Source organism: Ignavibacteriota bacterium (assembly GCA_019637995.1).
Classification (GTDB): domain Bacteria; phylum Bacteroidota; class Ignavibacteria; order Kapaibacteriales; family UBA2268; genus JANJTB01.
The window spans coordinates 815,775-837,163 of record JAHBUQ010000002.1; the positions used below are offsets into that span (position 1 = coordinate 815,775).

General features: G+C 35.0%; 22 protein-coding genes. 11 read left to right on the plus strand and 11 right to left on the minus strand.

Going from position 1 to position 21,389, the window contains the following annotated elements:
• Positions 1 to 5: 5 nt before the first annotated feature.
• The 6 genes from miaB to map all read right to left on the minus strand — a co-directional run bounded on the left by miaB (position 6) and on the right by map (position 7,555).
• Positions 6 to 1,403, minus strand: coding sequence for a tRNA (N6-isopentenyl adenosine(37)-C2)-methylthiotransferase MiaB (miaB, locus tag KF896_09515; GenBank protein MBX3043943.1), 1,398 nt, complete (start codon positions 1,401 to 1,403; stop codon positions 6 to 8).
• A 173-nt stretch (positions 1,404 to 1,576) separates the two neighbouring features.
• A complete protein-coding gene (locus tag KF896_09520; GenBank protein MBX3043944.1) occupies positions 1,577 to 3,211 on the minus strand; it encodes an NAD(P)-dependent oxidoreductase in 1,635 nt (544 codons plus the stop codon).
• Between the two features lie 2 nt (positions 3,212 to 3,213).
• Positions 3,214 to 3,618 (minus strand): hypothetical protein, encoded by a 405-nt coding sequence (locus KF896_09525; GenBank protein ID MBX3043945.1) that lies wholly within the window; start codon positions 3,616 to 3,618, stop codon positions 3,214 to 3,216.
• Positions 3,619 to 3,849: 231 nt separating this feature from the next.
• Positions 3,850 to 5,388 carry a YifB family Mg chelatase-like AAA ATPase gene (locus tag KF896_09530; GenBank protein ID MBX3043946.1) on the minus strand — a complete coding sequence of 513 codons (1,539 nt, stop codon included), beginning with the start codon at positions 5,386 to 5,388 and terminating at the stop codon, positions 3,850 to 3,852.
• A 76-nt stretch (positions 5,389 to 5,464) separates the two neighbouring features.
• A complete protein-coding gene (locus KF896_09535; GenBank protein ID MBX3043947.1) occupies positions 5,465 to 6,718 on the minus strand; it encodes a DUF1343 domain-containing protein in 1,254 nt (417 codons plus the stop codon).
• Positions 6,719 to 6,721: 3 nt separating this feature from the next.
• The gene (map, locus tag KF896_09540; GenBank protein ID MBX3043948.1) at positions 6,722 to 7,555 is read right to left on the minus strand and encodes a type I methionyl aminopeptidase; all 834 of its coding nucleotides are present in this window, start codon (positions 7,553 to 7,555) and stop codon (positions 6,722 to 6,724) included.
• Between the two features lie 204 nt (positions 7,556 to 7,759).
• On the opposite strand from map, the gene KF896_09545 reads away from it, so the two are divergent.
• The 8 genes from KF896_09545 (at position 7,760) to KF896_09580 (ending at position 12,801) form a co-directional block, all read left to right on the plus strand.
• On the plus strand, positions 7,760 to 8,386 hold the full coding sequence (locus KF896_09545) for an ATP-binding cassette domain-containing protein (protein MBX3043949.1): 627 nt from the start codon (positions 7,760 to 7,762) through the stop codon (positions 8,384 to 8,386).
• The gene (locus tag KF896_09550; GenBank protein ID MBX3043950.1) at positions 8,386 to 9,195 is read left to right on the plus strand and encodes an ABC transporter permease; all 810 of its coding nucleotides are present in this window, start codon (positions 8,386 to 8,388) and stop codon (positions 9,193 to 9,195) included. Before KF896_09545 ends, KF896_09550 begins: the two co-directional genes overlap by 1 nt.
• Positions 9,192 to 9,638, plus strand: a complete 447-nt coding sequence (locus KF896_09555; protein MBX3043951.1) for a hypothetical protein — start codon at positions 9,192 to 9,194, stop codon at positions 9,636 to 9,638. Before KF896_09550 ends, KF896_09555 begins: the two co-directional genes overlap by 4 nt.
• A gap of 148 nt (positions 9,639 to 9,786) precedes the next feature.
• Positions 9,787 to 11,121 (plus strand): hypothetical protein, encoded by a 1,335-nt coding sequence (locus KF896_09560; GenBank protein ID MBX3043952.1) that lies wholly within the window; start codon positions 9,787 to 9,789, stop codon positions 11,119 to 11,121.
• Between the two features lie 201 nt (positions 11,122 to 11,322).
• Positions 11,323 to 11,982 carry a leucine-rich repeat domain-containing protein gene (locus tag KF896_09565; protein MBX3043953.1) on the plus strand — a complete coding sequence of 220 codons (660 nt, stop codon included), beginning with the start codon at positions 11,323 to 11,325 and terminating at the stop codon, positions 11,980 to 11,982.
• Positions 11,983 to 12,069: 87 nt separating this feature from the next.
• Positions 12,070 to 12,252: a hypothetical protein gene (locus KF896_09570; GenBank protein MBX3043954.1), complete on the plus strand. Its 183-nt coding sequence runs from the start codon at positions 12,070 to 12,072 to the stop codon at positions 12,250 to 12,252.
• Between the two features lie 79 nt (positions 12,253 to 12,331).
• Positions 12,332 to 12,586, plus strand: a complete 255-nt coding sequence (locus KF896_09575; protein ID MBX3043955.1) for a type II toxin-antitoxin system HicA family toxin — start codon at positions 12,332 to 12,334, stop codon at positions 12,584 to 12,586.
• The gene (locus KF896_09580) at positions 12,583 to 12,801 is read left to right on the plus strand and encodes a type II toxin-antitoxin system HicB family antitoxin (GenBank protein ID MBX3043956.1); all 219 of its coding nucleotides are present in this window, start codon (positions 12,583 to 12,585) and stop codon (positions 12,799 to 12,801) included. The genes KF896_09575 and KF896_09580 overlap by 4 nt, the downstream gene beginning before the upstream one ends.
• A 142-nt stretch (positions 12,802 to 12,943) precedes the next feature.
• On the opposite strand, the gene KF896_09585 is transcribed toward KF896_09580, so the two are convergent.
• From KF896_09585 to crtI, 3 genes are read right to left on the minus strand one after another with little or no spacing between them, the layout of a single operon-like run.
• On the minus strand, positions 12,944 to 13,663 hold the full coding sequence (locus tag KF896_09585) for a lysophospholipid acyltransferase family protein (GenBank protein ID MBX3043957.1): 720 nt from the start codon (positions 13,661 to 13,663) through the stop codon (positions 12,944 to 12,946).
• Positions 13,660 to 14,556, minus strand: a complete 897-nt coding sequence (locus KF896_09590) for a phytoene/squalene synthase family protein (protein ID MBX3043958.1) — start codon at positions 14,554 to 14,556, stop codon at positions 13,660 to 13,662. The genes KF896_09585 and KF896_09590 overlap by 4 nt, the downstream gene beginning before the upstream one ends.
• Positions 14,553 to 16,031 carry a phytoene desaturase gene (gene crtI, locus KF896_09595; protein MBX3043959.1) on the minus strand — a complete coding sequence of 493 codons (1,479 nt, stop codon included), beginning with the start codon at positions 16,029 to 16,031 and terminating at the stop codon, positions 14,553 to 14,555. The genes KF896_09590 and crtI overlap by 4 nt, the downstream gene beginning before the upstream one ends.
• A 209-nt stretch (positions 16,032 to 16,240) precedes the next feature.
• Between crtI and KF896_09600 the strand changes: the two genes are divergently transcribed.
• The gene (locus KF896_09600) at positions 16,241 to 17,107 is read left to right on the plus strand and encodes a peptidylprolyl isomerase (GenBank protein ID MBX3043960.1); all 867 of its coding nucleotides are present in this window, start codon (positions 16,241 to 16,243) and stop codon (positions 17,105 to 17,107) included.
• 86 nt (positions 17,108 to 17,193) lie between these two features.
• On the plus strand, positions 17,194 to 18,543 hold the full coding sequence (gene radA, locus KF896_09605; GenBank protein ID MBX3043961.1) for a DNA repair protein RadA: 1,350 nt from the start codon (positions 17,194 to 17,196) through the stop codon (positions 18,541 to 18,543).
• 54 nt (positions 18,544 to 18,597) lie between these two features.
• On the opposite strand, the gene KF896_09610 is transcribed toward radA, so the two are convergent.
• On the minus strand, positions 18,598 to 18,747 hold the full coding sequence (locus tag KF896_09610; protein ID MBX3043962.1) for a hypothetical protein: 150 nt from the start codon (positions 18,745 to 18,747) through the stop codon (positions 18,598 to 18,600).
• A gap of 36 nt (positions 18,748 to 18,783) precedes the next feature.
• The gene (locus KF896_09615) at positions 18,784 to 20,187 is read right to left on the minus strand and encodes a PQQ-dependent sugar dehydrogenase (protein ID MBX3043963.1); all 1,404 of its coding nucleotides are present in this window, start codon (positions 20,185 to 20,187) and stop codon (positions 18,784 to 18,786) included.
• A 170-nt stretch (positions 20,188 to 20,357) separates the two neighbouring features.
• Between KF896_09615 and KF896_09620 the strand changes: the two genes are divergently transcribed.
• On the plus strand, positions 20,358 to 21,380 hold the full coding sequence (locus tag KF896_09620; GenBank protein MBX3043964.1) for a Gfo/Idh/MocA family oxidoreductase: 1,023 nt from the start codon (positions 20,358 to 20,360) through the stop codon (positions 21,378 to 21,380).
• Positions 21,381 to 21,389: the final 9 nt, after the last annotated feature.

Genomic DNA, 21,389 nt, shown 5'->3' on the forward strand with positions numbered 1-21,389 from the left:
TGATTTCAAACTAATTCACCGAATAATGTTGCTGAAGAGGATTTGTAAATTTTGCAATTAACTAAATCTGCCGTCTTGATTTCACCTGCTGAATTATCAAATATCACGACTTTATTCGTATCGCTTCTTCCCTGCCATTCTTTTGGATTCTTCTTACTTGGACCTTCAACAAGTACTTCGTGAATTTTTCCATGTTCATTCAAATTAATATCTCTTGCGATATTATTCTGAAGCTCTATAATTTCACTCAAGCGGCGTTTTTTTACATCTTCCGGTACATCATCATCCATCATATAGGATTTAGTTTTTGGACGCGGGGAATAATTGAACATATAAGCACCATCGTATCTTACAATTTCCATCAGCTCGAGAGTTTTCTTATGGTCATCTTCGGTTTCGGTCGGAAATCCTGAAATAATATCAGTCGAAAGTGCGACATTTGGAATTAATTCTTTAATTTTATTCATTCTATCGATATAATGCTCGATTGAATAATGCCGATTCATTAGTTGGAGAATTTTGTCAGAGCCGGACTGCACGGGCAGATGAATATAATTGCAGATATTTTTGTACTTAGCCATTGTCTCAATCAAGTCATCAGTCATATCGTAAGGGTGTGAAGTTGTATATCTTATTCTCATTTCGGGTACGGCTTTAGCGCATTCTTCGAGAAGGCGGGCAAAATCTACCTTGCTGTCCATATCAATATAGCTATTTACATTCTGTCCTAAAAGAGTAACTTCTTTAAATCCCTGCTCATACAATTCTGTAATTTCATTAATTACAGCACTGAATGGTTTTGAACGCTCTCTTCCACGGGTATAGGGAACAACACAATATGTGCAGAATTTATCGCAACCGCGCATAATAGAAAGCCATGCAGAAATTCCTTCTGTACGAAGTGGAATTATATCATCATAAGTTTCGACTCGACTGAGTTTGACTGCTATCCCCTGCTCACCACCCAAAGCCGAATCAATCATTTCGGGTACTCTTCTGTATTCGTCAGGACCAACAACGATACTGACCAAATCCTGCTTACCGATTAGTTTTCCGCGAAGTCTCTCAGCCATACAGCCCAATATTCCGACCACAAGTTTAGAATTTTTCTTTCGGTAATGTCTGAGATGCTGAAGACGTTTTTCTATTTTAGCTTCAGCATTGTCACGAACAGAGCAAGTATTGAGAAGTATAACATCGGATTTCTCTATCATATCGGTGATTCCATAGCCGCTGCTCTGCAAGATTCCTGCTACAATTTCGGAATCATTGACATTCATTTGGCAGCCATAAGTTTCGATATAAACTTTTTTGCCGTTTTTAGAATTTCTTAGTTCTTTAGTGATAACTTCCAAATCACCGTTTGTACGTTTGCTTAATATGGGTATATCTATCTGCATCATTAGTTATTTCGATTTGATTTTGAATAATTATTTATAAACGAATAATTTATAAATATAATTTGTTCAAGTTTCAAATATGATATTAGCAATATCAAATAGTAGTGGAGCTTGCTTTATTGTTGTATCATTTTGGACTGATAAATCCTTTTCTGATGACCGGAAAGTTATTACAACTATTTGAAGTTCTTTCTAATATATGATTCAGGTGCAATTTGATAGAAGGCGCTCAATTGTCTTACCATTTTTTGTAAATCAACGCAGTCTTCCAAAAGTGAAGAATTTGCAATATTATCAACTGACATCTTTTTTAGTAGATTGTCATACAAATCTTCAACCTCATCCTGCGCAAGTTGTAATGTCAGACCTATATTGTCATATAATTCCTGCTTAAGATTCTTAAACTCTTTTTGATAGCTAAGATTATCAATCAATATATCTTTATAAATCTCTAAAGTAGCACATAATTCTTTAGGAATAAATCCCTGAGCAAACCTTCTGATTGCAATATCATCAATATATTTAAGCATTAAATTCCTGTCATTGCTTCGAATAGTAGCCATAATAAGGTGATACAAAGTACTCATATAACACAGAAAATCATTTTCATCCATATCCCAGTATTTCGTAAATAAGCCTTCTTTATAAGGACCTTTAATTTTTTTGATAATCATATCAAGTAATGCTTCCTTATTTTGGGCTAAAGCTTCATAAATCTGCATATTTGTTCTCCGGGCAACTTTATGCAAGGCTGCTTCATTTTTAACAGCCCATTCGTCTTTATGATTTTTCATCTTTTCAATCAGAAATAACAAACGCCTTTCAATATGATATCTCTGTTTAGGCTCCCAATTTAAAACATTTGATGTATATGAAGGGTCAATATTGAGTTTTAAATCAATAAACTTAACCATCCAGATTTTCTCAAATGGTTCATCGCATCTTAGCTTCAGATATTTTAAAAGATGCTTAGCAGCAATACCCGGATAAGCAAGAAGCTTGGATATAAAAATTGGTTTGATTGTCTTTCCGTAAAAGTATCCTGTTGCAATTTCAAAGAGTTTCGAATGTGAACTTGAACCTGAAGGACTTGCTAAAAACACCTGATATTTAGGCAATTCTTTATATTTAACAATAATTTTAGAGAATAGGCTTATCAAATCATTAACATGAAGATATGGAATTGCAGACCTGCCACGACCAGCCAAAATTCTTGATTCCATTTTTGTTGAAAGCCAGGTATCTAAAAATTTATATAAAGGTGCATATTCACACCAATCGCTAAAAATTGCAGCAAATCTTACAGGATAGCATGAAAAATATTCTGAATATTCTTTGCATAAATTCTCGCCCTTTAGCTTGCTTTGTGCATAAGCATATTGCGCAACCAATGGGGAATTCTCGGTTACAGCAACGTCCTCATTTGAAAACTCGCAGGCAGCAAGTGAACTGGAAAATATTAATAATTTTATCCCAATCTTTTTTCCAAGTTCGAGTACATTTCTTGTTCCGGTAACATTACTGCGTTGATATTCAGGATTGTCATTGTAAGAAAAATCATAAAATGCAGCAAGATGAATTAGATAATCAATTCCACCCTGCTCATTAATATAATCTCCAACCTCCTGCATAATTTCTTCATTTGCTATATCACATTGAATCCATTTGATATTATGATGATAAGGTATGTTGGATTCTGTTCTTGAGCGTCTGGCTATAGCATAAATAATATAGTCTTCTTTGAAGCTGTCAAGAAGATAACGACCTATAAATCCGGATGCACCGGTTATAATGATTGAAGGTTTTTCCATAACTACAAGCTCGACGACTCAATTTCATTACTAATTAGTTGATAATTAAGGTAAAATATTGTTAGTCCAATTAAAAAATCAATAACTCCTGAAAGTAAGATAACTATAGTAGGGTCAATAAATAAATAGTAAATTACAAGAAAAACGGTTGCTGTAAATTTTACTATTATAATGAACTTGATAAAATTTCTGCAATTAGGAATATCAATAGCAGCGAAATAATATCCTAATGCCATCACAAGGTGAAAAACGCCTCCCTGTGTGCGAAAAAATCTTCCACCCAATTCTGTAAATCCAAATAAACTCATTAAATTATCAGGCAGTACAATCAATGCAATACCTATACATAAAGTATGCAATGAAGTAAGTAATAAAATTATTTTCAAATGTTTAGCGTTAATTTTCATTTAACTATTCTCAATTTTCTTTTGCAATGTTTTTTTAAAATGCATCTACAAACGATACAAACATACGAATATATAAATTTATAATAAAATAAATTAAGTAAGAATACAATTATATTGCATGAAATTACAATTTTTTACTCTGTTAGTTTAAAAAGATACTTTAGGCAAGATAAATATTAATAATGCTCCCAAAAAAGCATAATTTACTTTCTATAAAAGAATCATGACAAGCTATTTCCAGTACTCGCGGTCAAGACTTCGGTATTGAATAGCTTCACTAATATGCTGTGTAGTAATATTCTGACTATCAGAAAGGTCTGCAATTGTACGTGAAACTTTCAGAATTCTGTCATAAGCTCTTGCCGATAGTCCAAGCCGACTCATAGCAAGCTTCAGAAGCTCCTGAGATGCGTTGTCAAGTTCGCAATAAATTTTGATTTCTTGCGAAGACATATCTGCGTTTTTGAATGATTGTGAGTCTTTAAATCTGTTCTGTTGAATTTCTCTGGCTTTGATGACTCTGTCACGGATTGATTTTGAAGATTCTCCTTCTCTCTTTGATGATAATTCCTGATATTTCACTGCCGGAACTTCAACATGCAGGTCAATTCTATCGAGCAATGGACCGGATATTTTGCCTAAATAATTCTGAATTTTTTGAGCAGAGCAGCTGCACTCTTTGGTTGGGTCACCAAAATTACCACAAGGGCAGGGGTTCATAGAGCAAAGCATCATAAAATTTGCGGGATATTCGACTGTAGTTTTCGTCCTTGAAATTATAATCCTCTTATCTTCAAGAGGTTGACGCAGTACTTCCAGAACATTGCGGGCGAACTCTGGCAGTTCGTCAAGGAACAACACTCCGTGATGAGCAAGCGAAATTTCACCGGGTTTGATTCTGCTCATACCACCGCCAACAAGAGCTGCATCTGAAATAGTATGATGCGGTGAGCGAAAAGGTCGTATCTTAATTAACGGCACATCTCCGGGCAGAAACCCCGACACGGAATGAATTTTCGTTGTCTCAAGAGATTCCCCGAGTGTGAGTGGCGGCAAAATTGTCGTAATACGTTTGGCAAGCATTGTTTTGCCTGAACCGGGAGGACCAATCATCAGCATATTGTGACCACCAGCAGCTGCGACTTCCATAGCACGCTTGACAATTTCCTGACCTTTTACATCCCGCATATCAATCAGGGAATCAATATCATTAGTTTCAAAATATTTATGTACATCGGTTACTCTCGGTTCGATTTCAAGCTCACCATTCAAATAGTCAATTGCATCTCTAAGGCTTTTAATCGGTATGACTTTGATGCCATTAACCATAGCGGCTTCATCAGAATTCTCTTCCGGCAGTAAAAGTCTTGTAAACCCCCGATCTCTTGCTTCCATAGCTATTGAAAGTGCTCCGTGAACAGGTCTTAGCATGCCTTCTAAAGAAAGTTCGCCGAGAGCCATCATATCGCCTGCCATTGCAAAGTCGAAATTACCTGTAGCGGATAGAATTCCAAGGGCAATCGGAAGGTCAAATCCGCTGCCTTCTTTGCGAATGTCAGCAGGAGCAAGATTTACAGTGATTTTTTTATTCGGGAATATGAAATTTGAATTTTTGATAGCAGCAGTAACCCGCTCGCGGGATTCTTTTACTGCCGAATCAGGAAGACCGACTACGATAAATGATGGCAGCTGACTGTCAAGATGTGTTTCGATTTCAATGGTAAATGCATTGATTCCGATTATTGATGCAGAATTTATCTTTGAATACATAAAAATTTGTACTTTGCAATTAATGATGTTACAAATTTGCAACTTTTTTGAGAAAAATCACCGAAAAAAGTAAATTTTATTCATACAAAAGGTATTTTGCTCTCAAAATTTTGAAATCATCAAGTCCTCGAGAGATTATTTGAACAATATTATCATCCGGTACATTATTAAATAATGCATTATAAATATCATTTGTTCCGGTTACTTTGCAGAACATACTTTTTGAGTTTGATTTAACATTAGCAGGATTGAATAAGTCAGGATAAACACTTCTAATGCCAAGCATCAATCTGAAACCAGCTGAATATGGCTTAAAATCTTTATTCTTATAAAAATTAAAAAATACGCCTTTCACTGTTTTCCCGTTATGCATTGCAAATTGAGGATTATATCTGGTTTCAGTGATATGTATTCCGTAGAAATCGGAAAAATCAATATTACTTTTTACTTCAGACCAATCAAAATCAAGCGAGCCGATTAATTGAAATGGTGTAGTCGTACCAATGCCAATGCTAATTATTCCAAGCTCTCCGAATATTCCAAGCATCGCAAGCCCGCGGGCAGTATTGACAGTAGGTACATTAGGCGAAGTAGGATACCACATAAGCCCTGTATCCTCCCAAACCATACTCCTTTTGTAGCCGGACATTTTAATAATATTCAGTTCACATTTCAATGGTATTTCAGAATTATCCGAAAGCCAGCCCTCACCATTGAACATTGTTGCAAGTTCTCCAATTGTCAAGCCGTGAATGTATGGAATCCTGGCTATACCAACAAATGACTCCATTCCTGCTTCGAGGACATTGCCATCAATATTATTGCCGCCAAGAGGGTTTGGTCTGTCGAGAACATAGACAGGTTTTCCGTTCTCGGCAGCAGCCTGCAGAACCCTGAAAAGCGAGCTGATATATGTATATGACCTCACCCCAATATCCTGAATATCGGCTACAATTGCATCGCATTTTGCAAGTAGCGAATTGCCGGGCTTTTTGATGTCACTATAAAGTGAGTAAACCGGAACGCCAAAAAGATTGTCATTATCTACCTTAACACCTGCCGGAACTGAAGTGAAAAAGCCGTGCTCAGGTGTTAAAATTCCGATTAAATCCACATCATCGGAGGTAGCAAGTATTTCGGCGGTGAGTCTGCCATCTGAAGCTCTACCGGTCGAATTTGTGAACAAAAAGACCTTCATTCCACTTAATTCAGCAAAATTATTTGATTCAAGGACATCTATTCCGTTTTTTACCTGAGACTGCAAATTAACCGATAAAAATGAACTAAGGATTACAAATATTAAAGCAAATATTTTGGTAAATGAATACATAATTTATGAATATTTAATTGGAATTTCAGGAATATAGCTGTCATCAGTGGGAATGAAATCGCCTTTTTTACGGAGTGCTTCTTCTACATATTCGAATGTAGAAAGTACTACTGCTTTACCACCGACAACTGCGACATCATGTTCAAAATGAGCTGAAGGCATTTTATCTTTTGTTACAACAGTCCATTTGTCATTTAGTGTGTAAACATCAGGTTTGCCAAGATTAATCATAGGTTCAATTGCAAGTACGATGCCATTTTTCATTACCGGTCCTCTTCGAGCATGACCAAAATTAGGTACTTGTGGCGGCTCGTGCATTTTTCTTCCCAGCCCGTGTCCGACAAGTTCCCTTACGACACCATAGCCGTTTTGCTCGCAATGCTTCTGAATTGCATAACTGATATCACCAATTTTATTGAACTGCTTAACTTGCTCAATGCCAATCAAAAGAGACTCATAAGTAACTTTCATAAGTCTTTTTTTCTCTTCACTTACCTCACCAATTGCAAAAGTATAAGCGTGATCACCGTAGAAACCATTCATAAAAGCACCACAATCAACTGATACAATGTCACCTTCCTGAAGCTCATGGTCGTTTGGTATTCCATGAACCACCTGCTCATTAACTGATGTGCAAAGAGTATTCGGGTATTTATAAAGCCCGAGAAATCCGGGTTTGGCGCCATTGTCCCGAATGAAAGTCTCAGCTAATTTGTCTAAATACAAGGTCGTTACTCCCGGACGAATCGCTTCGGCTATCACTCCAAGAGTACGGGATACAATTTGTGCTGACTGTCTGATTAATTCGACCTCAGCAGGTCTTTTAAAATCTATCATTCCAAGAATTCTTCTTATTAAATTCATATGAAAATGCAAAAGTAGTAAAAAATTTACAGTCAATTGTTATTCAATATAATATTTTTATAATTATTAATGAATTATTTTCTTGTAAAAATTTAAATTTTGCAATTATTTTGTTGATATTTTTTCAATTTTCGATTTTTAATTTCTAAAATGCTAAATTATAATTACATTTGTAAAATGAAACCATTGATTGAATTTGTAAATATTAATAAAAAATTTGGCGACAGGACGATATATAATCCTCCTTTGAATTTTGCAATTAATTCAGGTGATAAATTTGGAATTTCAGGGAATTCAGGGGCAGGAAAATCAACTGCTTTAAATTTAATTATGGGTTTTGTTGAGCCTGATGAAGGAGAAATATATATTGATAATAACCCGAATAATCCGGCTATTATAAATAATTTCCGAAAAAAATGCTTTTGGATTCCTCAAAGTTTTAATTTTCTAAAAGGCATAAAAGTAATTGAAGCAATTGAAAAGCCATTTAATTTTGAAATAAATAAAAGTATCAAGCCCGATCAAAATAAAATTCTTGAATTTATGGAGAAGGTTAAGCTCAACAGCAAACTGCTCGAAAGTGATATTAACGAGTTATCAGGAGGTGAAAGACAAAGAATATGTACCGTGATAGCTATGCTACTTGACAGGGATATTATAATTCTTGATGAGCCAACATCTAATTTGGATATGGAGATAAGCGACGGAATTATTGATATGTTTTTTGGTTCGGGAAAAACAATTATTATCTCTACCCACGATAAATCAATATATGATAAGTGCAATATTGTCATAAGGTTGTAATGAACGGAAATGATATTACATGGCTCGGTTTAGGTTTTGGAATATTGTCGCTGTTATTGCCAATTGCCATACTTATTAAGTATAAAACCAACCTTGCAAAGCCTACTATAATAGCCTTTTCAAGAATGTTAGTTCAGCTTGCATTTCTGGGGTTATATTTAAAATATATTTTTGAACTTGATTCAATTTATTTGAATATTCTTTGGATAATTATTATGATGATAGCTGCAGGTTTTTCAGTAACAAACAGAAGTGAGTTACCGCTCAGGTCATTCCTTCTGCCCGTAACTGGAGCAGTTCTGACTAATGTTCTAATCAATGCTACGTTCTTTGCAATATTAATTCTCGGTCCCGAAAAAACCTCATCTGCAAGATACCTCATTCCAATTATGGGAATGGTAATTGGTAATACACTGACTTCTTCTATTGTGGGAATAAGGTCATATATAAATGTTGTGACAAAAAATGAGGACGAATATAAATTCAATCTGATGAGCGGGGCTGATTTCAAAGAAGCTCAGCAGGATTTTATAGCTTTTGCTTTACGTGATGCTCTTAATCCCGGAATAGCCTCAACTGCTGTAATAGGATTGATTTGGCTACCCGGAATGATGACAGGACAAATTCTCGGAGGCAGCGACCCTTTGACAGCTATTAAATATCAAATTGTTATTATAACTACAATTTTTGTAGGAAGCGTAATAACCCTCTTAGTAGCAATACATCTAATCAAAAGAATGACTTTTGATGATTATGGAAATTTAAACCGTAATTTGATTAATTCAGGAAAAAATGGCTCAGATAGATGAAATTATTTAATATTATTGTTATACTCGTTTCATTCAGTAGTTGTTCTTATTACTATGTGAATATTGCCGATGGAAAAAGTAAGAAAATTAGATTTGTTAATGAAGTTGTAGCAAATTATGAAAGTGTGGATAGCATTCTGACTAATAGCGAATTTTATGACCCTAATATATCAAAAAATATACGGCTTGGATATTCTTTTCGTCTTGAATTTAGTGAAAGAAAGCTGATTCTTTATAAGAATAAAAAATTAACTTTTTATAGTAGGCATTTTAAGCATAAAAACGAAACATATTATGATGTTTTAACACATGAAATCAGTTTTTTATTCGAAGGTTCTGATAAGGGTATTATTGCCTACTTCATTTTTATAGATGGTAAGTGGATACTTTCATCATTAATTGAAACTAATAAAGATAGAATTGATAGTTTATATTATGATTAATGATGAAGTAAATAAGTCATATGAAAACTAATCCTTTCATCTTTGTTCAACTTTTAATCAAGGTTTATTACCACATGAATCATTCACTCCTGACAAATGGACTTATGGCTACAAATATAATCATGCGGGAGTGCATGAGCAGAAGCGAATGCTTACCAGTCCGCATGGGGATGGTGAGTATGATGATGAAGGAATTAAAGTTTTTGCACACCAATGGGAATACTATATGACAGGAGCTTTTGGTGAGGAAATAGTGCAGTATAAGGGCTTTCAGACGTCTGCGGATGTAGGAATGGGACCGGAGAGAAAAGTATATCTTGGGGCTTATCGCTACCGGGCAGGTGGTGAACTGCTGTACCATCACGACGGGACTAAAGAGGTGAACTTCACAGATAATAACGGCTCTGTTCGTCTTGTTGTACGTCAGAATGGCACGGCTTTTGATACTTTACACTTTGATTATAAACCATTTGGTGATACTTTGTGGACTTCCGGTGGAAATATGAGCCGAGATAACTTCGACGGTAGTATTTATGATTCTGAATCCGATTTGCAAATGCTTGGCTTCCGTATGTACGATAATGAAACGGGACGCTTCACCACGCCAGACCTGCTGTGGAGTGCCTTCCCTGCTCAAACGCCATACCATTATGCGTACAACTCACCGCTGACTTATCGAGACCCGAGCGGGCTGGCGCCTGAGAAGGAGAAGGAAGGGGAAGAGTTGCTTGATTTAAATCCGGAAGATGTTAGCGGTGGCTATTATTTTAGTATTTGGCAAGAACAAGAAGCTATCAGATACAACGGGATGATAGATTATTGGAATAGCATTTTTGCCGAACTTGATGCAACATTTGGAAATGTAATGAAATTGAATGATTTTAATTTGTCTTATGGTGGTGGTAGCGGTGGAAGGACTGCCGAAGGTAAAGGTGCTGAGAATGGACAAGGAGGGAATACAACGGATGATAATGAACAAGGAAATAACCAGCTTCAAAATGATGGTAAATCCGAGAAGGATGCTACTGATATGTATAAAGATGACCCAAGCAAATCTACTGTGCTTCAGGATATTTCTAAAGAATCAAGAGAAAAATCATGGAATCAAACTGTAAGAGATCAAAAAACTAATAAACAAGAAGCAGGTGGTACAATACGTAAGAGTCAAGAGGAAAAACAAGTAGTAGTACCAGCCCAGCAAATAGGGGCATCAGAAATTGATCCTTTTTATATTAGTGGAGATTTTGTCCAACCGATTGATTTTGAAAGTTACAACGTTTTAGCAACTTATCATGGTCATGGAATCATTGCATCAGGTCAGTTCCCAAATTTTAACGATTTGGGTACTTTTATGAGTGGTAGACGTTATACGAATATAAGATATCATATTACATATATTACAATAAATCCACAAAGGGTATTCGTGTGGGATAACCATAGTGGACGTGGTTTCATTTTTTGTCCAACAGTTTGGATTAGATAATTATAGGGTGAAGTTATGATTAAGTTTTCCATTTCTTGCATTTTTTGTGTATTTTTATTTAATTTACCAATTAAAGCAAATGATTGTAAATTTGGCTTAATAAAACTAAATATTGTAGAAGATACAATATATTCAATAATTCTTGAAGATTATGAAAAATGTTTTCCAAAATATGTATTCAATTTTCCTGAAGTAAAGAGATTGCTTATAAAGGACAGCTTCTACGAAGAAGTTCCTCCTGAAATATCTTTAATGAGTGATCTTAAAGAATTGAGAATTGTAGGATGTCTTGAACTTAATTATAATAATCTTTTTGATAATTTGAAAAAAAATAATTTAATCAAACTTTCCCTTGAATTAAATAATCTTACAACAATACCAAAAAATATTTCAGAATTAAAAACAATAGAATATGTATCTTTTTGTAATAATTTTATTGAAGATGTACCAAAAGAGTTGTTGGAATTAAATGATTTGCGAATTCTCCATTTGATATCTAATAATATTCTACGATTTGAAACTTTTCCAAACAGAAGTTATTCGATTGAACATTTGTCTTTAGCACAAAACAATTTAAAAACTTTGCCGCAAGGAATAGAAAATCTAAAGAATTTAAAACGATTAAATTTATCAGATAATCCTGAACTTGAGCTTGAAGATATAATTGATTTTATTGATGATTTTGTTGAATTAGAAATGTTGTTCATAAATGGTTGTAAACCTCCCAAAGGAATTCCAAAAAATATTGAAATTTTAAAAAAAGTAAAGTATATTTCCGGTCATGATATTTTTTCCATAGATGAACTAAAAAAATTAAGAGAGATGGGAATTAATATAAGTATTCCTAAAACTGATTGGTAACTGTTATTCTTCAGCTAACTGTAAATATCAAATAAATCACTCAATGCAAATAAATGGACTTATGGCTATAAAAATAATCATGCCGGAGTGCGTGAGCAGAAGCGTATACTTACAAGTCCGCATGGGGATGGTGATATTGATGATGAAGGAATTAAAGTTTTTGCTCATCTTTGGGAGTATTATATGACCGGTGCTTTTGGAGAGGAAATTGTGCAGTATAAGGGCTTTCAGACGTCTGCAGATGTTGGACGTTGTTTAATGTGTCTTTAATGACTACTATTTTAAATATAGATGCAAGAAATATTTTCAATTTACGTTATCTTGTATTATGAAATGATTGAGGTGCATTTTGAATGAAAAAAAGATACTAAAAAAAATTCTTTCCGGTTCAAAAAATATTGCGTTTGATGATTTTGTCAAGCTGATATTTTCTTTTGGCTTTTTTCTTGATAGAGAAAATGGAAGTCATCATATTTTTAAGAGAAAAGGAATTATAGAGATGCTTAACATTCAAAATGTAAATGGTCAAGTAAAACCATATCAAGTTAAACAATTTTTGACAATTATTGAAAATTACGGTCTAAAAATGGAGGAGACGAAATGAAGGATTACCACATAAACATTTTTTTTAGTGATGAAGATGGTGGTTATATTGCTGATATACCCGATTTAAAATATTGTTCGGCATTTGGCAATACACCCGAAGAGGCATTGCAGGAAGTAATGATAGCAAAGAAACTATGGCTTGAATCATCAAAAATCAACGAAACAAAAATACCCAAACCAAGGTACAGACCAGCTCATTATCAATTAGCTTAAGATATGCTCGTCTTCCGAATGTACTTTTCAAATTGAGAATTGACAATGTGTCCTGTCCTTAATAACATTTTTTTATTGTCAGCCACTACGTAGTTGCGACCTGCAAATTCATTCTAAAATTTTCTCCACCAAAGATATAGCTCTAGCTTTTTTTGATTATGTTGAACGCCTTTTTTGATTTGTCGCTAACGGATATTTTACCATGCATTATAATATTTCCAAATTCTCCGGCTATAATTTTCTTGCCTATAGTTTCAAGTCCTGATTCAACTTCGTGTTTTAATTTATTTGTAAGTCCATCATCATTCTGAATAACTTCGACTAATTTCCCGAATTTAAAAAATACGGACGGTTTTTCTTCTTTCAGATATTCAATTCTCATCGAAAGCGGCAGGATATATGTTTTTTTACCATAATACTGAACTATTTTCTCGATTCCGCGATTGAAATTAAGAGGTTTGATGAAATTGGGTAAAAGTTCGCCTTGCGGAAAAATAGTTGTAACTGAATGTGGGTAATTCTCCAAAATTTCAGCTGAATATTTCAAGCTTTTCACTATTGATTTAGGCGAACTTTTATTTATCGAAAAGCCACCTAATTTAGTGAAGAATTTATATTTTTCAAGTTGTTCTTCGAGTATCATAATGAAAAATTTTCTATCAAAATATTTTCTGTTAATCAGATAAACAAAGAATCCGTCCCACCATGTTGAATGGTTTGGTGCCAGAATTAAAGGTGCATCCAGAGGCACTTCAGGCACTTCACCAATGACGCTGATTGAATAAAAGCTCTTTTTAAGCAGCTTATAAATATATTGCTTAAATACTAAATCAGCCCATTTCTTATGGTCGGCGTAAATCATTTCTTTACAAATCTTCCAATAAGTTCGGAAAATAGTATTTGAATTTTTCTGTTATGAGTGACATAAACCCGCCCTAAGAAAGGGTTGTAGTCATTCTGGATAATCTTATTCAGAATTTCTCCATAAATTTTACTTGCTGATTGAATTGCAAATCGCGATTCTTTATCGAGCATACTTATTCCGATTTGAGACTCATTATAGTATTTTAGAGCCCTGTCAACCTGAAATTTCATCATTATTTTTAATTCAGGTGTAAAATCTTCATTGATAATAGACTGTGTATCAACTCCGAATTTAATTAAGTCAGCTTTTGGTAGATATAGTCTTCCGAGCTTTGTATCGTCTGCAACATCGCGGAGAATATTTGTGAGTTGCATTGCAATTCCAAGTTTTTCGGCATAGTTGAGTGTAGTTTGACCACCTTCGAAACCAAGCACGTAAGTCATCATTAATCCTACAGTTGATGCAACTCGATAACAAAATACATACAGTTCATCAAATGTCTGATATTCTGAAATTGTAAGGTCCATTTCTACACCGTTAAGCAGGTCGTCTGCATAGGACTTGGGTATTCCGAAAACTTTTGCAGTTGCTATAAATGCTTTCAGAGCAGGATGCTCAGATTCCCGGTATTTATAAGCAGTATCAAGTTCGCGGCGAAGCTCGTTTAGCTCGGTGATCAGTTCATCATTTGAGCGCTTACGCGGATTATCAATTATATTGTCTGCATATCGGCAAAAGTTATAAACGGCATAAGTACCCCATCTCTTTGGCTCAGGAAGAAATTTCGAAGCAAAAGAGAAGCTCTTGGCATGATGTTCAATTATTGATTGCGAATATCGGAAAGCAGGTAACAGGTCACCGCTTTCCCAAAAGTTGCTTTCTATATTCATTTATTGTCTTCGATAATGCAATTTTCTGTGGCTTCAGCTGATAGCATTACACCCGGAATGCCACCTCCGGGATGTGTGCCGGCGCCAACAAGATATAAATTCTCAAAATCTTCACTTTTGTTGTGCGGTCTGAAGTAGGCTGTTTGTAATAGAACAGGTTCCATTCCCCAAGGTGTGCCTAAGTATGAATTTCTTTCAAGTGAAAAGTCAAGCGGCGTATATGTTCTTTCGACTTCAATATTTTTTCTTAAATCAACTAAATCAAACTCTGCTTCAAGAAAATTGATTACTTTGTTTGTAAATGGTCTTGACATTTGCTTCCAATCAATATTGGCTTTCATATTCGTAACAGGTATCAGTACATATATGCTTTCGCATCCTTCGGGAGCCATATCAGGGTCGGTACGAGTCGGAACATGAAGGTACATTGAAAAATCATCAGGCAGTACATTATTATCAAATATATCGTCAATCAGTTCTTTATATCTTGGTGATAGTATCAGAGTATGATGCAGAAGCTGGGGATATTTCTTTTTAACTCCGAGATAAATTACAACGGTACCCATTGAATATTTTATACTGTCAAATTTTGGAGCAGTCCACTTTTTATTTTTATCAGATTTTATTAATGCTCCGTAAGTATGAGTTACGTCGGCATTTGAAACTACTATATCAGACAAATAATCCATCCCGCCTGCTTTTACACCAATTGCTTTATTGCCATCTGTAAGTATTTGTTCTACGGGTGTTCCAGTAATTATCTTTCCACCGATTTTCTCGAATACATTTTTTAAGGCAGTTACGAGACTATACATTCCGCCTTTTGTAAACCAAACACCACCGCTTTTTTCAAGGTATGAAATCATCAGATATATAGCAGGAACTCTAAATGGATTTCCTCCGATAAACAGTGGGTGGAATGAAAACATAAATTTATGCCGGAAATCCTCAAAATACTTGGAAGCAAGCCCAAATGCTGTATGAAATGCCTTGATTTTCAGTGCTTTAGGTACAAATTTTGCCATTGTAGAAAGGTTTGTAAACGGAACAGCTCCAAGTCCTTTGACAATTACTTCCTCATAAATTTTTCTGGAATTTTCGATAAACTCATCATACTTTTCGGCATCTTTCCTATTGAATTTTGCCATTTGTTCTTTCATTTTTACGGCATCACCATTGTAATCTATATAGGTTTTGTCATGAAAATAAATCCTGTAAAATGGGTCTAATGCCTGAAAATCAAGATAGTCACCTGACTTTTCACCGGCAACATTAAAAATACGCTCGATAATTTCGGGAGCTGTGACAAGAGATGGTCCCATATCAAAAGTATAACCACTTTCGCTAAACTGATATGCATGACCGCCAACCATCTCATTTTTTTCAATAATTGTTACTTCATAACCTCTCGCCTGTAACCTTATCGCTATTGCCAAACCGCCAAATCCCGAACCAATAACTGTAACTCTTTTCATTCAAATCTTTGCAATATTGAAAAATATTTGTTATATAGATATAAAGAAACTAAAAAAATCAAATATTATTTTAATTAAATTACATTTTTCAACTTAGAAACAAAATTTATTTAACCAAATAATTTATTTTGTATAAAATATTCATAATAAATTCTTATATTTACAATTGTATCAAATCATTTTTATAATATTAATTTGTGGAGTGTGTTATGAAACTTTTGTTTACTTCATTATTGATTGTATTTTATTCAATTGAGTTTAGCTTTGCAAGCGAAATTTTGCAAGTCTGTAGTGATGAAAACCCAAGATATGTTATATCAGTAAGCCATGGTGATAATTATTTGGGCGAGATTGAATTTGAGTCATTTCCCGAGGTTGCTCCAAAGCATAGCGCAAATCTCGACAGTCTTGTTTCAATAAATTTTTATGACAGAACTGCATTCCACAGGGTTATTCCGAATTTCATGATTCAGGGCGGTGACCCTAATTCCCGCGATAAAGATCGCAGTACATGGGGATTTGGCGACCCTTCTCAAACCAAAGTGCCGGCAGAATTCAGTAATCTAAATCACATTCGTGGTACAATTTCTGCAGCTAGAACAAATGACCCTAATAGTGCTACTTCCCAATTTTTTATATGTGTAGTTTCAACTCCATGGCTCGATGGTCAGTATTCAATTTATGGTCAGGTTTTAAGAGGAATGGACATTGCCGATTTGATAGTAAATGTACCGCGTGATGCAAGAGATAATCCTATTCAAAAGGTCGAAATGACAATCAAAAAAGTTGATCCGTCAAGTGTTAATTCTAATGTATTCAATTCCGGAAATATTAGAATTTTTCCAAATCCTGCAAAAGACTATTTGAATTTTCAATCTGAAGATCAGGGAAGAATAATCAATTATGTAAGAATATCTGATATAAACGGCAAGGTATATTTTCATAAAGAATACGCTTTGCAAAATTATTTAGAAGATATTTCCATTTCTGTTTCTGATTTCCCAAGCGGAGTATTTTATATTAATTTTTTGGATAGTGAAGGAAAGGAATTTATACTAAGATTTGTCAAAAATTAAAATATTATTCCTATTGTGAGCTTACTGATAATTAGTTGTAAATTTGCCGAATCAAAATTGTCATATTTTTTTTAAAAAAAGTTAAATTGAAAAATAAAAGCGTATATGAATGTACCCAATGCGGTGCAAAATCTCCCAAGTGGGCAGGCAAGTGCAATACCTGCGGAGCCTGGAATTCAATAGTGGAATCACAGGAATTTCAGGGAAGAGTAAAAATTCCACAGAAAACAACAAAAACTGAAATTATTTCTTTATCTGAAATATCAACAGAGCCTGATTTCAGGATAAAAACCGGTATAAATGAATTTGATCGTGTTTTGGGTGGAGGAATTATTCCGGGTGCACTTATTTTAATCGGAGGTGACCCCGGAATCGGCAAATCAACACTGATGCTCCAGATGTGTAGCGGGCTAACGGCTTATAAACCACTATATATAACCGGAGAAGAATCGCTTAAACAAATCAAATACCGCTCAGGAAGACTCAGCAATATACCTGAAGAACTTTTGCTGATGAGTGAAGTTAATATGGATAATATTTCATCGGCAATACTTGACAGCGATTCCATAGTTATCATAATTGATTCGATTCAATCCATGTATATTCCGGATGTAGAGTCCTCCCCGGGGAGTATTTCTCAAGTGCGAGAATGTGCAAATGTGCTGATGAATATTTCCAAACAAACCGGTAAGGCAATTTTTGTTGTTGGTCATGTTACTAAAGATGGTATGATTGCAGGACCAAAAATATTAGAGCACACGGTTGATACTGTATTGCAGTTCGAGGGTGAAAAAAATTATTCATACAGGATACTTCGATCGCTTAAAAATCGTTTCGGCTCGACTAATGAAATAGGAATTTTTGAGATGGGTGAAAGTGGGCTCGTTGAAGTGAAGAATCCATCCGAAATATTCCTTGCAAGTCGAACAGAAAGCGAATCAGGAGTTGCAGTTGTCTCAGCAATTGAAGGCACCAGACCAATTCTGCTCGAAGTGCAGAGTCTTGTGACTCCAACAGGTTATAATGTCCCCCAGAGAAACTCCAACGGATTTGATTACAAGCGATTACAAATGATACTGGCTGTGCTTGAAAAAAAACTTGGGATTGTATTCAGGCAAAATGATGTATTTGTCAACATTGCAGGCGGATTGTCTATTAATGATATCTCGGTTGATTTAGGAATTGCTGCAGCAATTTGCAGCTCATTTAGAGAGATTCCGATAGATAAAAAAACCGTATTAATCGGTGAAGTTGGCTTGACGGGCGAGATACGCTCAGTCAGCAATGTCGAACAAAGAGTTTCCGAAGCTGAGAAATTAGGATTTGAAAGGGTTATTTTACCAAAACCAAGTGTGAGCAAACTAAGTAAAAAGTTTAAAATAGAAATAATTGCACCAGAGCGAATGTCGCAGGCACTATCAATTCTTTTCGGATAGACAAAATATGACTTTAACCGTCTTGTTCAAATACCGATCCCCGGTTCGCTCCGCTTACTTTTCCTTTTTAACAAGCTGTAAGGACAGGTCAAGCCCTGTCCCTACGGTTATCACATCTATCCCAAGCATATCAAATATCTGCACTTTTTCTTCTGAACGCAAAGGGTGAAGCCCTTTGTTGCTTGATTGTGATTTAACTTTCAACTCAATATCTTTTCAACAATGGAGCATGCTACACTGCTACAATTGTTTCACAAATTTCTCTATCGTTGAGCAAGCTCCATTGCTACAATTTATTTTTATAAAATACACTCCTGCGGGCAAATGCGAAACATCAATTCTTAAATTCCCCTCACCCGTGGGTGGCTGCGAAGCAGACGGGGTGGATATGACTTCCATTCCAAGCATATCAAATATTTGCACTTTATCTGCAACAAAGGGCTGAAGCCCTTTGTTGCTGAATGATATTGTTATATAATCGCTCGTCGGGTTAGGTGATATAATGAAATTCTCAGTATCATCAAAAATGGAACTACTACCCTTTGGGGAGATTTCTATGATTTTATCCATAGTATTTCTAAAAGTATTTGAGCCACGTCCGTCCTGATTGCTTGTAGCAATATAAACTCTGCCATCGGGTGAGACGCATATATCACGCAAACGTCCAAACTGATTTTTGAACATTTCAAAGCTTTCGATTACTTTATCACCTGCTTCATTTAGCTTGGCAATGACTACAAGTTCGGTTTTTAATGCTGTAATTAGCAGAGAATTTTTCCATTCAGGTATTAAATCATGATTGTAATAATCCATTCCTGCTATAGCTAATGTATAATTTGGATAAAGTGAAAGAATAGGTTCAACAACATTATTTTGTTCACAGAATATTTTTTCGGATGCAGTTTCACAAAATCCCTCGACATTAGGCCAGCCATAATTTCTTCCTTTATGAATGAGATTAATTTCGTCATGAACTGATGCTCCGTGCTCAGAAGTATAAATATTATCTCCAACAAGTACAAGTCCCTGCTGATTTCTGTGCCCATAGCTCCAGACGTAGCTTCCCGGAAAAGGATTATCGTCAGGAACTGATCCGTCCAGATTCATTCGGCAAAGTTTACCATTGACATTATCTGTTTTTTGTGGTAATGAAATGTCAGCGGCATCGCCCATTGTAAACCATAATTTCAATTCATTGTCAATTCTGATTCTGGCTCCATTGTGATTCCACCATCCTTTAATATCATCAAGAAGTATCAATGGCTCTGAAAGTGACGAACCATTGTATGTATATCTTACGATTCTGACTCTGGTATTTTGATTCGTTGAGCCATAGTTATAAGCGACATATACATAAGGATTATTCTCGAAATCCGGATGTAAGTCCATTCCAAGCAATCCTCTTTCGCCATTTTCAAAAACATCTGCTATAGTTATCAGTGGATATGTTTCGCCTGTTTGAGGATTTAATCTGCTTATCCTGCCGAATCTCTCTGTAATCCATAAGTGATTGTCAGAACCCCATAGAACTTCCCATACTGTACGAAAATTTCCGGCAACTTCGCGGGTTTGAAGTTCGGTTTGTGAAAATATTGATGCCATATTAAGCAAAATTATCGAAAGAATGATTATGGATGTTTTCATTATTTTACTCTTAACTAATTATAATATTTTAAAAACGTAATTTCATTGTATATATTATCTAAACATGATGCAAAATATTGATTATATGAATTATTTTCAATAAATATTAGTTTATTTCTAAAATTATGATTTTATTTGTAATTATAATTTATAACAAAATTGAAACTAAAATGTTAAATGTTGCTGTAATTGGTTGTGGTTACTGGGGTAATCATATAATAAGGAACTTCAATAATTCCTCAGACTGGAATTTAAAATATATTTGTGATACAGATTCTAAACAACTTGCAAAATTATCTTCATCTTATCAAGATGCTGAAGCAGTAGGCTCTCCGGAAGTTATTTTTGATGATAAAAACGTAGATGCTGTAGTGATTGCAACTCCTGTGAGTACGCACTTCGAACTTGCTAAGTCATCGCTTATAAGCGGAAAGCATACATGGGTTGAAAAGCCGCTAACTTCTTCATCTGAAGAGGCGCAGGAATTATTGAAACTTGCAAGAGAAAATGGTAAGCTTCTTCACGTTGATCATACATTTATTTATACTCCTGCTGTTCGCAAAATCAAAGAATTAATATCATCAGGTCAGCTCGGTGACATTCTTTACTTTGATTCAGTCAGGATTAATCTTGGATTGTTCCAACACGATGTCAATGTAATTTGGGACTTGGCTCCGCATGATTTATCAATTTTAGCCTATACAATCGGCAAGAAGCCTGTGAGTGTATCTGCAACAGGTAAACCGTTGCTAAAATATAATGAAAAAGATATTGCTTCACTTGCATTTCTGACTATAAATTTCGAAGATGGCAGTATTGCCCACATCAATGTTAATTGGATGTCCCCGGTTAAAATACGACAGATTATTTTCGGCGGCTCTAAGAAAATGCTGGTTTTTGATGATATGGAAACTGTTTCAAAAATCAAGATTTTTGACAGTGGTGTTGATATCAGCTCGAGAGAAGATATTTATAATGCTCTGATTCAATATCGTACAGGAGATATGCATTCTCCTGCGATAAAAAATTTCGAAGCTCTTGCTTTTGAATGTACACATTTCCATGATTGTATCGTCAACAATAGAGAAACTGATACAGACGGAGAGTCGGGATTATATGTAGTTCAACTTCTTGAGGCGGCAAATCGTTCTCTATCAGAAGGCGGCTCGCCGGTTTATATAGAATATATTTGATTTTCTGAT